The organism is Chthonomonas sp., from assembly GCA_016788115.1.
GTDB lineage: Bacteria > Armatimonadota > Fimbriimonadia > Fimbriimonadales > Fimbriimonadaceae > UBA2391.
This window is the reverse complement of the sequence record JAEURR010000002.1, coordinates 1-13,819: the sequence shown is the minus strand read 5'-3', so window position 1 is coordinate 13,819 and position 13,819 is coordinate 1. Positions and strand designations below refer to the sequence as shown.

Here is a 13,819-nt window from a genome sequence, read left to right as displayed (position 1 = left end):
GCTGGAATCGGTAACGCTCTGCACGCGGCCGTAGCTATCGTACGCCATCGAAATTGCGGCTCCGCTCGAATAGGTCACGCCATGGAGTTGCCCATCCGGCTCGGCGTAACTATAGGTCGTCGTGATTCCGCGCCCATCCGTTCGACCCGTCAGCCGACCAGCGATGTCGTATCCAGTGAACTGGATTTTGTCGTACGTTGCACCAGAGGCATTGGGGTAGCTAATCTGCGTAACTTGCCCCTTCGTGTTGTATGTGTACGAAGTTTCGTGACTCGAACCGGCACCATCGCGCAGGGTCTTCATACGGTACGCGGCGTTGTAAGTGAAGCTCGCTTCTTCCGTACTTCCCGTTCGGCTCAGGAGTTCGCCTTCGGCCCCGTAGCCGAGGTTGGTTTGCCGGACAAGCGTTCCGGATTCGTTATAGGCGTTGGTTTGGCTTGCTGGCCCGCCGATGTAAAGGTAGACCTGCTGGCTTCTTGCGTTGCCCGAGCCGGTGTTTCCCGTTGCCGGAAGATATGAATCGGTCTGCTGATTCGCAAGATTGAACGCGTACGTGCTCGTATTCCCCAGCGCATCCCACATGCTGGTCGTGTTTGCCCGGGCATCGTAGCGCATATGGGTCACTTCGCCATTGCTGTTCGTAATCGTCAGCGGCTGACCCATCGCCGCGGCCTGCGAATAGCTACCGTCGGTTGTGTAGTTGAACGACGTCGTGTGAGTCGTTTCTGCGTTGTTCCCGGGCGTGATGATGCTCGTGATATTGCCCAGACTGTCGTAGGCGTAGGTCGTGGTCTGACGGTTGCCCGTTCCTACGTCGCCGGGAATCGGTGAATTGGACTTCCAGAGCAGGCCATTCGTGAGGTACTGATAAGTGGAACTCGTCTTGGTCCCTTCCTGGGTTTCCGTCAGCCTTCCCATCGGGAAGACTGAAAAGTCGTAGGTGTTGGTCGTGGTGATGCCGCGCGGGGTCTGTACCGTCAGCAGATGGCCATACTGATCCCAAGTGTAGTTCCATGTGTGCGATGTGGCATCGGTCACCGAGGTTGGCTTGTACGGGTTCGTTCCGCCAAAGGTCTTCGTGCTGACCACGTTGCCGCTCGCGTCGAGAACCTGAGTGAGATTCATCTTTGCATCGAAGTCCAGGTACCGCTTCTCGACCACGGTCCCGGATGAATCCTTCACCCGAATCTCGGCCCGGTTAATGCTCGGGTCGTTGACAATCTCGGTCGTATTGCCATTCGCATCGACGAGACTTGAGACGAGGCCGTCTGCGTCGTAGTTGATGGTCGCCGTGGACAGACCTAAGCCCGTTGGCGAGGGCACCGAGATCGTTTTGAGGGTCGGAACTTGCTCGCCACCCACACCGTGCATATTGCCAACGAGTGCGTAAGTGTATTGGTAGCGTACCGGTGTGATTCCCGCTCCCGCGGTCACAATCTGAGACGCTTGGGTCAGTTCGTATACCTCGTTCGGAATTCCGTTGGGCATATTGGCACTGCTAAGGGTTTGAACCGAGTAGTAGACCGCACGCGAGTACCGGTCGATGGCGGAGACGTAGCTGCCTTGCGCGTCCGTATTTAGCGTGAGTAGAGCTGATCCGCTGGCATCCCTGATCGTCTTGAGATTGCGCAGCGTGTAACTCTGAGAGTAAGTGCCACCAGCGCCGTCGGACATCAGGACATTCTTGGTTTTGTCCTCATAGTCTAGAGTAATGAAGTTGCCAACCTTGTCCGTGATTTTGGACAGGCGGTAGATCCAACCTGGACGTACGAACGGCATCAGTGGTTGACCTGGCGCAGGATAGTTTTCGGCCATTGTCGTCCTGAGAACCGTTTCGTCGGCGCCTTGAATCTCGAAGAAATCGCCTCCTGCCGACGTGTCGTACTTCCAGCGAACGATGTATGCCGCACCCTCTTCTTCGGGTACGAGGGTCACTGGGCCCGGGTTTAGAGCAGTGGGTGCTCCCTCGCCTTCAGGTAGTCCATATTTGAGATGCGCACTGTTAGGCAGAATGAGATCGACAGCGTAGGCTGGAGGCGGAAGTTCTCCGCCTCCTCCTCCGGGCCGACCCTCGATGCTTAGCTCAGAGATGTTGACGACGAAGTTGTAGCTATGGGTCCAACTAGTGCCAAATCCGTTTTCGACCGGATTACCGAGGCTGAAGTACTCGCGTCCCCATGAGACGCTTGGGCCAGCGGGGTTGTAAACCACAAGGTCCGGCGCAGGTTTGTACTCTTCGCCACCGGTCGCAATGTTCACTGGATCACCAGTTCCTGGGCCGCCCGTTACGACTGGGCAGGATTGCCCATTGGCGCAATCTCCACACTGCAAACTCTGGGGCCGAGCGCCGCAAACGATGCCGCCTGGGACTGGCCCGAGAGGTAGCAGGGTGGCGCATCGCGCCAGAACCGAGAACGGGTTCGACCGTGGGTTGATCGAAGCTACGACATCAGCTCCCGGATCGAACGCCGCGCTGATCAACTGCGCCTCGGCAGAACCTGGCCTGACCACTGAGACAAACACGTCCGGTTCCATGGCGTGCCACTGATCCCACGTGACTACCTGGTCCCCTCCACAGTCCACGCACCAATAGGTGACGGAGGCTCTCGATGCGCTCGTGACTGTGATGAAGTGATCGTGCTCGACATGTGCAATGACGGGCATGGGCATTTCCGCCACCGCTCGCTCGTTGCCCGTGATGATTACAGGCTCATAACCAAACGCCTGAATTCCTTTGACGATGTCCTTCAGGTCCGAGCCAAATCCATCGTGGCGTACGACCTTCGCGGCGGCTGTTTCGTTGTACGAACCGCCGAACCTGGTGACCGCTTTGGCGACACTGCGCACTCCACACAGCGGGTCAAGTTTGCCAGGCTGGAAGATCCCGAGGCGATCATGCGCCTCATGATAACCCGCGCACGCTTCGGCATGACGCATGAAACCCACCAATTCGCGAGTGCTCGGCACCCCCGCGCTACTGGAGACAAGCCGGCGCAGATACTGTGCTGCCTCGCGATAGCGGCCCTGAAAATGGAGGGCAAACGCCTTTCCCCGCTTGGCTAGGCCGGCAACTTCCCTGGACGTGTCCGGTGAAGATATGATCTGCGCAAAACGATACTCCGCACCCCGCGGGTCGCGATAGCCCGACAAGGTCAGCTCTGCCAACCGCAGCCTCGCCAACGGGGTGGCCTCGCTCTTCCAAATCGCGACTTGTTCTGCCGACACGCGGTAGTTCAATCGACCCACTTCGTCAAGCAAGCTCCCTTGCCTCTGAATGACAGGAGCAACGGGCTTGCCAAAAGTCGCCAGTTGGCCAGCGGTGCCACGCACCACGGGGACACGTGGAAGCCCAGCCGAAACAGTCGCCGGTCGGCTTTCGATCCTCGGAGCCGGGACTTTGGGATCGGGAGTTCGGGCAAAGGCGGGCGCAGTAACATTCAAAAGGAGCAACCCGACCATTCCGACCGCTGTGCCTCGGCCGATGCCTTGGTTCAAACGACTATGCAAAGATCCAATAACTGCCATGTGATTTCCTGTTTCGACTACTCGTTCTACACTTATATTACATCGTTGAGGATCGGGTGTCAAGTTTTCCACCCTGAATCAAATTATCTGTACATTCCTGGAACTCAGTTATCAACAACGCCCATGCCATGGCGGGTTGTTCGCACACTTCTAGATCTCCGAACGGTCTATCGTCGCTTGCAGTGAGCTGACCCTCTACTGTAATGCATGGAGCTGTCTAGGCGATGCGATTTGCCTCGGCGCAGCCGTACGTTGATCGACTATGACAAGCATCATAGCGCGGTCCCAGCCAATTGGCCACGATCAAATTGAGGGGCAACGAGTCCCTCGAAACGAGATCTAACTATGAGCACACTCTTTGAAAACCTTGGTGGTCAAGCGGCAGTCGATGCCGCCGTGAACAAGTTCTATCGACGCGTCTTGGCGGACGATCGGGTGAACTACTTCTTTGAAAACGTCGATATGTACAAGCAATCGGCCAAGCAGAAGGCGTTCCTGACGATGGCCTTCGGTGGCCCACACAACTACACTGGGCTGGATATGAAGGTCGGCCACGCGCACCTGGTCGAGCGGGGCCTGAACGACAGTCACTTCGACGCCATCGTCGAGAACCTTGGGCTCACGCTGAAGGATATGGGTGTCGCCGACGACCTGATCAGCCAAGTGGCAGCCGTCGCGGAGACCACCCGCGAAGACGTACTGGGTCGTTCCTGACGCATGGAGTTTGAATTCGAAGGGCGGTCCATCGCCGCCGAGGCCGGGGATTCAACGCTTGATGCCTTGCTCAAGAGCGGGGAGAACATTGAGCACGGCTGTAAAGCCGGAGCATGCCAAGCATGCCTCCTTCGGTCGGTGGCTGGAACCGCTCCTTCGAGTTCAACTGAGAGCCTCGACGACGCCATCGTGGGATTGGGCGGTTTTCTCGCTTGTCGCGCGACCGCAGGGTCGGTGGAACGGATCATTCGATTCGATGACAGCGAGGTTCCCCAGTTCCCTGCCCGGGTCGTCAGCCGTCAGAACCTCTCCGACAGCGTCTTTGAGTTGCGGCTTGTAACCGAGGTGTGCGGCCGCCCCGGTCAATTCATTCGCCTCCTCAAGTCGGATGATCTTTCGCGGTGCTATTCGCTTGCGGAAGTCAACGGGAGCGAGGTCGCTCTCCACATACGGCTCGTGCCTGGCGGACTCGTGAGCACTTTCCTAGGCGACGTCAAGCCTGGCCAAACGCTTCGCCTGCGGGGCCCGTTCGGCAAATGCATGTACCGAGCCTCAGCGAACCCGAGACCTCTGCTGCTGATCGCCACGGGTACAGGGTTAGCACCGGTCTACGGGGTCCTTGGCTCGGCCCTGGCGCAGGGCCACCAGGGTCCCATACACCTGTATCACGGCGCAGAGTCGTCCGATGGGCTCTACTTTCGGGAGCAACTGTCGGAGCTTAGTCGGAAGGCGTCAAGCTTGAGTTACACGCCGTGCGCCGATCATCCCACAGCGGAGGGAGATCGTTCCGGAAGTCCGCTCGACGCGGCGCTGCACGATTTGCCCGACCTCGAAGCGTTCCAAGTGTACTTGTGCGGCCATCCGGCGATGGTACGGTCGGGACAGAAGCGATGCTTCCTCGCAGGCGCAAACCTGGAGGACATCTTTGCGGATCCGTTCGAGAATCAAGCCTAGGCGAGTCTAAGGTTTCGTGGGGTCCGAAACCCCAACCATGCGCTTCTCCGCCGCCGCTCGACCGCCTCGCGCAATGCAATCCTGGACGGCAACCAAGAAGCCCGGCTGCGCTCGCTGCCCGGCTCATTCCGCTCTGATATACTCTAGTTAACGCCCGCTCAAGTGGGGCGGGTGTCTTGCGAAGGAGGACTTCTATGATTCTCACACTTCGTCTCGCAGCCGTCTCGCTCGCTGCGATGACTCTGTCCTCGGCGTTCGCGCTATGGAACTACGCCGAGGACTTCTCGGTGGGGAACGGCAACCCCAACAGCGTCTGGACCTACGGCGTGAAGGGTTCCGACAGCCCTACCGGCAACTTCCTTGCCTTCCCCGATCACGGTAGCAACAGCACCTGGCTGTACTGGATCGACAACGCCCATCAGTTGCTCGGTGCCCCCGCTGCCACCAAGAATATTGGCTCGACCAGCATCAACGGCATCGCCCCAGGCGAAGGGAACATGCACCCCGGGCCCAATGGTGAGGTCGTTACGGTGCGGTGGACCGCGCCTACCTCCGGGGTATTCCGGATCTTCGGCATGTTCGGCGTAGGCGACGGCGGTGCGATCGACGCATTTGTCGGCACACCGACTTCGCTGATCCTTGAACACCGAGCAACATTCGATAGTGTTGGCTTCGACTTCACTCGTAGCCTGAACGCCGGTGACTCCATCGACTTCGGAGTGGGTTCGGCAGGGAGCTTCTATTACGACTCCACGCCGCTGCACGCATCAATCGAGGCGGTACCGGAGCCGCTCACGCTCCTTGGCCTGGGTGTCGGGTTCGCTCTGATGGCGCGTCGCCGACGCTAGAGTCTCATGGGGCCGCCGCTAGGCGGCCCCATGAGACCGCACTCGGAAAACTGGTGGGCCTGGTGGGGTTCGAACCCACGACCATGCGGTTATGAGCCGCGTGCTCTTACCACTGAGCTACAGGCCCGGTCAAGAACATGATACACCCCCGGGTCGTCCAACGGGCATACTAGAGGATCATCCGAATGAACGTGGCTTCCACTCGATACATCCGATTTTCGCCCCTCGCGATCCACATCCCCGAACTTGAGATCCTGGCCGTTGCCTTGCCGGGCGAACTGATCGGTCAGCCGAACCTCTTCGAAGACGAGGCAGGGCCACGGGAGCAGGTCCTGTCGTGGATCGCCGAGGTCACTCCACAGCGCGTGATCGTCTTCACTGAGCTCGAGCCGGAGACGCTTCAGGCCGCGCTCCATCCATTCCCCACGGAACCGTACATGATCGGCCCGAACGCCGTAAGCTCTATTCGCATCGAGGAGTGGGCGTTCGGCAATGGTTCGCTTGCGGCCCACCACGTAGAGTTTCGACCGGGCATGACCGGGACCAGCTCGCGCCTCACCGTCAACGGCGAATAGATTCGAACCCGGCCCAGCCGCTATAATAGTGCTCGTGACAACGTCGTCCGATGCCCTCACGGCCACCGTTTTTGGTGGCTCTTTCATCAGCGCCGATCCCCCGCAGACGTTCGCCCCCGAAGATTTCGGAGGCGACGAGCAGCTCATGATCAGCACTGCCGAGCAGTTCTCCCGCAAGTCGGTCTTGCCGGTGCAGGAGCAGCTTGATGCGCAGGAAGAAGGGCTGATGCCACGCCTGATCAACGAAGCGGGATCGCTCGGGTTTTGCGGCATCGATACGAATGACCAGTTTGGCGGCCTGGGCCTCGGCAAGAACCTCGCCGCTCGGATCCTCGAATTCCTCTCGCTCAATGCCAGTTTCAGCGTGACCATCGGCATCACGAGCGGGATCAGCCAGGTGGGTCTCCAGCTCTTCGGCAACGACTCCCAACGCAGCCGGTACCTGCCTGCGCTTGCGGCGGGCACCCAGATCGGTGCCTACTGCCTCAGCGAACCCAACAGCGGTAGCGACGCCCTCTCGATGACCACACGCGCAGACCTGCGGGGCGATCGCTGGGTCCTGAACGGCACGAAGATGTGGATCAGCAACGCGAAGTGGGCCGATCAATTCTTGGTTATGGCCAAGGTAGGCGGCGAAAAGATCACCGCGTTCGTGGTGGAGCGCGACACGCCCGGAGTCTCGGTCTCACGCGAGGAGCATAAGCTGGGCCTCAAGGGGAGCTCGACCGCTCGGGTCCTGCTGGAGGATGCGTCCATCCCGTCCGACAACATGATCTACGAAGAGGGCCGGGGCCACATCGTGGCCTTCAACGCATTGAACCTGGGCCGATTCAAGCTCGCGAGCATGAGCATCGGACCTGCGCGCGAGGCGATGCGCCTCTCTTCGGAGTACTCCCGCGATCGCAAACAGTTCGGTCAGCCCATCGCGAACTTCGGGCTCATCGAGCAGAAGTTCGCGCTCATGGCGGCTCGGTTCTACGCCGCCGAGTCAATGATCTACCGGACGGGCGCACTTATCGACGACGCCTTCGCGCACTACCATGCGCAGGGCGATCTGGCCCCCGTCCAACAGAACATGCGCGCCGCTGAGGAATTCAGCATCGAGTGCAGCATGTGCAAGGCCTTCAGCACCGAAGCGGAGTCGTTCATCGTGGACGAATCGTTGCAGGTTTTCGGCGGGTACGGGTTCACCGAGGAGTTTGGGATCGCGCGAATCTATCGCGACACCCGAGTCAGCCGCATCTACGAAGGCACGAACGAAATCAACCGCTACTTCATCGCAGAACGAATGCTGCGCAAGCTCAGAGATGGCACGGTCCAATTGCCCAGTTCGGGCGGCGACTTCCTTTCGGAACTCGTGTCCAGGGGCTACACTCACGCCCTGAAGAGCACCGAGCACCACCAGAGTGAACTCGGTGCACTTGCCGACCTGGCGATCCTGCGTTACGCCGAGCAGAGCGCGCGCCTGCGGGCCAGCCGCGATCGTGGACGGTTCGACGATGCCGTGGCGCTCTTCCGCAATTGGGCGCACGGCGAGGCCGCTCGGGCGTACCAACTGTTGACAGGCGAGTCGGTGCAGATTCCGGCCACTTCGCGCGTGGACCTGTCGGTCTTGGCCGATCGAGTCCATCACGCCGACGGCCCGCTCTGATCCCGGTCTGAAGAAGTAAAGCGGTCGGCCCACAGCGTGGGTCCGACCGCTCGTTTCGTTAGGGCGCGATGCGCTTAGTCGTCGCCTTGGGCCTCGTACTCCTGACTCAGGATCAGATAGTCGAAGAAGTCGACCGCATCGTCACCGTTCAGGTCAGCAGCAGGCAGGAAGCCCGGATCGCCGAGCGCCGTCTCATAGGCGGAACTCAGGATCAGGTAATCGAACAGGTCGATCACGTTGTCTCCGTTGCAATCACCGTTGATGAGCGAGACGTTCGGAGCCGTCACCGTGAGCGCATTGAACGCCACGTTGCCCGAGACCTTGCGCAGCCAGTGCGATCCCTTGGTCGCAACATCGTAGTTGCCGGGGGCGAGATCGATGCTGGCCGAGTAGTTACCCAGCGCATCCAGCGTGGCGAAGAAGCTCGTCACGATCGAGAGCGACCCTACAGGGCGAATCTCGATTTCAACTTGCTGCCCGCTCATGTTGGCGAATGCCTGCAGGTCCACGTTGCCGTTGAGAGTCCTCTTCTTGACCTCGACGGTAAGCGCGCTTGATGTTCCGCCGCCCGGTCCCGCCGTGGTGACGTCAACCAGGTACGTGGCAACGCTGGACAGCTCCGCCGCCGTGAGCGTGATCTCGAGCTTGGTACTGCTGACGAACGTGGTCGTCCGCGGTGCGCCGTCGACTCTGGCTTGCGAGGAAGCCACAAATCCCGTACCGAGGATCTCCACGACCGTATCGGGCGAGAGTGTGGCGATGACCGCTGGGTTCACCGAAGTGACGACCGGCGCAGGGTTATTGATGGTGAACGTGGCCGCAGGCGAAGTTCCGCCCCCCGGACCAGGAGTCACCACCGTGACCGATCCCGTGCCCGTAGCATTGACGTCCGTTGCCGGAATCGACGCCTGAAGGGTGTTGGCATCGACATAGGTCGTCGCGCGCGGCGAGCCATTCCAATTCACCACCGAGCTGCTGACGAACGGACCGCCCGATACTGTGAGGGTGAACGCGCCGCTATCGACCAGCGCCGAGCTGGGCGAAAGCGAGATGCTCGTCGGGGCTGGGTTGTTGATCGTCAGCGTCTGCGTACTCGAAGTGCCGCCGCCCGGAGTTGGGGTGAACACATCGATGCTGGCCGTGCCCGCAGCAATTACGTCCCCTGCAGTGATCTGCGCGGTGAGCGTCGTGCTGTTGACGAAGGTCGTGACGCGGTTCACACCGTTGATGCGGACCACGCTACCGTTCACGAACTGGGTACCCGTTACCGTGAGAGTGAACGCACCCGAGCCCACCAGGACGTTGTCCGGGCTGATCGAGCTAAGCGTCGGCGACGGATTATTGATGGTGAACGTGAGTGCACCGCTGGTTCCGCCACCCGGTCCCGGCGTATTCACCGTGATCGAGGCCGTGCCTGCAGTTCCGATGTCCGCCGCGGAAATCGAGGCGGTCAGCTGCCCCGAGTTCACGAAGGTCGTCGTTCGGGGGGAACCGTTCCACAAAACCGTCGATCCGGAGACGAAGTTGCCTCCGTTGACGGTCAAAGTGAACGCTGCCTCTCCTGCCGTCGAGCTCGATGGCGAGAGCGAGGACAACGTGGGCGCGGGATTGTTGATGTTCAGCGTCAGCGTGCCCGTGGTACCGCCGCCTGGAGCCGCGGTCTGCACGGAGATGAGCGCAGTGCCAGCCGTGGCGATATCCGCAGCCGAAATCGCTGCTTTCACCAAGCTGGAGCTCACAAACGTAGTGCTCCGCGCCGAGCCGTTGAACAGCACGACTGAGCCACTGACGAAGTTCGTTCCGCTCACATCCAGCGTGAATGCCGAACCGCCAGCCGTAACCGGGTTCGGCGTGATGCTAGAAATCGTCGGAACAGGATTGTTGATATTGAATGTCGCGCTATTGGACGTTCCGCCGCCGGGTGCCGGGTTAAAGACGGTCACTGACGCGCTGCCGGCGCTGGCGATATCCGCCGCGGAAATAGCTGCCGTCACCGAGCCCGAGTTGACGAAGGTCGTGGCCCTGTCAGCACCATTCCAACGAACTATGGAACCCGAAATGAAGTTCGAGCCGCTAACCGTCAAGGAGAAGCCCGCCGAACCGGCTATCGCCGACGAAGGCGAGATCGAGCTTATCACCGGCACTGGATTGGCCGAGCTGGTGACCGTGAAGACACCGGCTCCGGTTACAAATTGTCCGTCGGGGTTGGTGATGGTCAGGTCGCGAGCGCTCGCTGTGGCCGCGCCAGAGACGGTGACGTTCAGAGTGATCGAAGTGGGCGAAGTGTAGGTCACCGAATTGACCGTGACGCCAGAACCACTGATCGCGGCTGCAAGCCGGTTGGGGTACTCGGGGCCGGGGTCAAAGTAACCGGTGCCCGCACTGGAGGTGCCCGTCACGACCACGTTCGCGGTCGCCCCCTGAGCAAGCGTGTTCGGGACCAAGCTAGTGATGGTTGCCGGTCCGGGCGCACGGATCTGTTGCGCGCGGACGCCCCAGTTGTTTGTGGACGCCACGAACTCCTGGAAGGTCCAGAAGGTCATATCATCCGCTGGATCGACGACCGTCATGCTGTAATCGCCCCAACGTTGCGGGGCCGTTTCCACGTTGTAGCCGAAGCTCGAGGTGACGAGTACCGTCGCCGACTCCATCGTTCCGTTCGGATCACTGGCCAATCGGAATGAGCCGCCCACCGACGCGGGGAGCGCCGCTCCGCCCGCCGTGAAGCCGATCATGGCGTGGCCTTGACCGCTCATCGAGATCGACGGGATCGTGTAGCTTCGGAAGTTCGATGCGGCGTTGTCAAAGACGGTTCCAGTTTGCAGCACCGTCGGAGTCGTGCTCAGTGATCCAAGTTGGTACCACCGCGAACCATTGCGGTTGCCGGTGGCACTGAACGAGCCCGCAGAGTTCACTTCGATGTTGTGCGCGACCCATAGAGACCGGACGCCCGTGTTTCGATTCAGGCGCATCTGCGCGCTGAAGAGGCGGTCATCAAGCGTGTCGATGGTTGTGGACAGTTGGGGCGCGTAGTTCTGCGGAAATCCGGTGGTCGCGACCGCAACCGGGATGTTGGCACTGATGCTCGGCGTACCGCCCGGATCGGTGATTCGGCGAATCACCAAGGTCGAGAAACTGACGTTGTCCGAGCCGATGAAGTATCCAAATGTGCTCGCAGGATCGTCATTGTGAACGCCTTGCGGCGCAACCGGACCCGCTCCCGAAGCTGTGCAGACCTGTCGGAACGCGGAGACAACGATGGGGCCACCGGAGAGAACAGAGCTCTTGCGGATGACAAAGCAGCTGGCTCCGAAGAACGAGCTGCCAGAGTTAAACATGTTTCCGCCGGTGTAGACGGCATTGGCGTCCACACCCAAACTCGGATAGTCCATCAACAGGCCCGAGTCTAAGCCAACAGGAGAGATCAGATCCTGCTGGAACTGATAGAACGTGAACGACGAGGTCGCTGTGACGGTCGCCGAGTTTGACACCGCCAACAGCACCCGGTTCGGGAACGAGACAGTGATCATGATGACGAACCAGCGATTCGACAGGCGGTCGAACCAAACCCGAGGATCGCTTGTCCCTACGCCGTTGCGGACCGAGTTAAAAAACGTGTTCGTGGATGCGTTAAGGCCACCCAGCACACCCGACTTGCTATAGATGCGGATTCGGCTGTTCGTACAGACCATGACCTGCGTCGGGCTGACGCCTCCCATGGAGTCGGGTGGCACTGAGCCCGAAGCGGCCAAGTCGGAACCGGTCCAAGATGTGCCAGCGGTGATGTACATCTTGCCAAAACCGCTTCGCAAAGCTGGACGAGTGGCGTTGAACTCAAGGTTGGGATCAATCGGCGGCGTGCTTGGCTCCCGCTCAATCTCATCGTGATCACGAATGGTGAAAGCGGTGGGAGGAGGCGTGTGGCTCTCCCGCTCCATGATTTCAGCGACGGTTTCGACGATGCCCGGCTCGCCTCGCCATGGGCGTCCTACCTGTTCAGTCGTTGTTTGGGCGTGGGCACATAGCCCAAGAATGAGCACCAATAGCGGCGCGAAGACAGCTTTTGAGATTCGCATGACCTTGAATTCCCTTTGCGCATGCCGCAAGGATATGCATTCAATATACAGGAGATACGTACGGATGCAAAGACCCCCGACCGCAAAGAACGCGCGTTACCAGAATTTCCACTGGTGCTGAGTCACAACGTACAAACCAAGACCCAGGTTTGTCACGGCGTGCAGGACAATGCAAGCGAAGATGCTTCGGGTGTGGTAGACCCACAGACCCGTCACGGCAGCAAAAATCGCGGCCGGAACCCACTCGGGGTGACTGAAGGCAAAGACGGCAACTACGATGCCAAAACCGGTCGTGCTGAACTCACCGATCTTGAGCTTCAGAAAATCGGTCTGAGTGGCGATGCGAAGACCAAAGGAACGCCAGAAGAGCTCTTCCATGACCGGCACCACGAGCGCCAAGCCCATGAACCGGAACGCCATCCAAACGTTGCGTAAAGTTGGGTCATCGATCTTCTCAAACGGATTGAACGCTGATCGCGCGCCCATCTTCGAGTACTGGATCCCTTGCTCCACGTTCACCCACACACCGAGCATCACAAGCCCGAGCGCAATGGAAGGCATGATCCACTGCTTATCAAATCTGATGTCGCGCAGCGCGGTTCTGCACATGAGCAAGGCGATCACAACGATGATCACCTTGGCAATGTAGATCAACGGATAGTTCGCCTCGCTCTTGCCTTCGACGGCGGTGATTCCCATGAACAGAGCCATCGGGAGCACATAGGGCAGCCACGGATACTTGCCTTCGAACTTGGCGATCATGCAGCGGATGATGGCACAAATCGTGCCATTTTGATGCTGAATCAGATGATTAGCACAACAAAAAAGACCCCATTGCTGGGGTCTCTTCTAAAGTTTATGTATCCGCGCGACGTGCTTATCTTCCGGGAGGTCGCCCTCCAAGTACTTCCGCCGCTGAGGAGCTTAACTGCCGTGTTCGGGATGGGAACGGGTGTGACCTCCTCGCCATGATCACGCGAATACAAATTGTCAAAGGGTCAAACACCCTCATAGTTGAATATCGAACTGTAGGAGCCGTGCACCTGTTTAAGCAGGCATGAAACACAGCTTAATAAGCCCTCGGCCAATTAGTATCGGTCAGCTGCACATGTTACCATGCTTCCACCTCCGACCTATCACCTTGTAATCTTCAAGGGGCCTTACCATTAAGTGGGAAATCTAATCTTGGGGTGCGCTTGGCGCTTAGATGCTTTCAGCGCTTATCGCTGCCCGACGTGGCTACCCAACGTATGCTCCTGGCGGAACAATTGGTACACCAGAGGTCAGTACACTCCGGTCCTCTCGTACTAAGAGCGTCTCCCCTCAAATTTCCTTCGCGCGCAGTGGATAGGGACCGAACTGGCTCACGCCGTTCTGAACCCAGCTCGCGTGCCGCTTTAATCCGTGAACTCCGGAACCCTTGGGACCTTGTACAGCCCCAGGATGCGACGAGCCGACATCGAGGTGCCAAACCAT

General features: G+C 59.5%; 8 protein-coding genes, 1 tRNA gene and 2 rRNA genes. 5 read left to right on the top strand and 6 right to left on the bottom strand.

Annotated features, from left to right (window positions below):
- Positions 1-3,525: hypothetical protein (locus tag JNM85_00210; protein MBL8086477.1), on the bottom strand; the 3,525-nt coding region annotated here is incomplete at its 3' end.
- A 345-nt stretch (positions 3,526-3,870) separates the two neighbouring features.
- On the opposite strand from JNM85_00210, the gene JNM85_00205 reads away from it, so the two are divergent.
- The 3 genes from JNM85_00205 to JNM85_00195 all read left to right on the top strand — a co-directional run bounded on the left by JNM85_00205 (position 3,871) and on the right by JNM85_00195 (position 6,041).
- Positions 3,871-4,239, top strand: coding sequence for a group 1 truncated hemoglobin (locus JNM85_00205; protein ID MBL8086476.1), 369 nt, complete (start codon positions 3,871-3,873; stop codon positions 4,237-4,239).
- 3 nt (positions 4,240-4,242) lie between these two features.
- Entirely contained in the window at positions 4,243-5,193 is a 951-nt protein-coding gene (locus JNM85_00200) for a 2Fe-2S iron-sulfur cluster binding domain-containing protein (GenBank protein ID MBL8086475.1), read from the top strand.
- 194 nt (positions 5,194-5,387) lie between these two features.
- Positions 5,388-6,041: a PEP-CTERM sorting domain-containing protein gene (locus tag JNM85_00195; GenBank protein ID MBL8086474.1), complete on the top strand. Its 654-nt coding sequence runs from the start codon at positions 5,388-5,390 to the stop codon at positions 6,039-6,041.
- Between the two features lie 51 nt (positions 6,042-6,092).
- Here JNM85_00195 and JNM85_00190 read toward each other — a convergent pair.
- A tRNA-Ile gene (locus JNM85_00190) sits at positions 6,093-6,168 on the bottom strand.
- 58 nt (positions 6,169-6,226) lie between these two features.
- Between JNM85_00190 and JNM85_00185 the strand changes: the two genes are divergently transcribed.
- Together JNM85_00185 and JNM85_00180 are read left to right on the top strand one after the other, a co-directional pair.
- Positions 6,227-6,616, top strand: coding sequence for a hypothetical protein (locus JNM85_00185; protein ID MBL8086473.1), 390 nt, complete (start codon positions 6,227-6,229; stop codon positions 6,614-6,616).
- A gap of 34 nt (positions 6,617-6,650) precedes the next feature.
- Positions 6,651-8,267 (top strand): acyl-CoA dehydrogenase family protein, encoded by a 1,617-nt coding sequence (locus tag JNM85_00180; GenBank protein ID MBL8086472.1) that lies wholly within the window; start codon positions 6,651-6,653, stop codon positions 8,265-8,267.
- Positions 8,268-8,341: 74 nt separating this feature from the next.
- On the opposite strand, the gene JNM85_00175 is transcribed toward JNM85_00180, so the two are convergent.
- From JNM85_00175 to JNM85_00160, 4 genes are all read right to left on the bottom strand, one after another.
- A complete protein-coding gene (locus JNM85_00175) occupies positions 8,342-12,343 on the bottom strand; it encodes a hypothetical protein (GenBank protein MBL8086471.1) in 4,002 nt (1,333 codons plus the stop codon).
- A gap of 96 nt (positions 12,344-12,439) precedes the next feature.
- Positions 12,440-13,105 carry a CAAX prenyl protease-related protein gene (locus tag JNM85_00170; GenBank protein ID MBL8086470.1) on the bottom strand — a complete coding sequence of 222 codons (666 nt, stop codon included), beginning with the start codon at positions 13,103-13,105 and terminating at the stop codon, positions 12,440-12,442.
- A 101-nt stretch (positions 13,106-13,206) separates the two neighbouring features.
- Positions 13,207-13,323, bottom strand: a 5S ribosomal RNA gene (gene rrf / locus JNM85_00165).
- An 88-nt stretch (positions 13,324-13,411) separates the two neighbouring features.
- Positions 13,412-13,819: ribosomal RNA gene (locus JNM85_00160) — 23S ribosomal RNA — on the bottom strand; the annotation flags it as partial.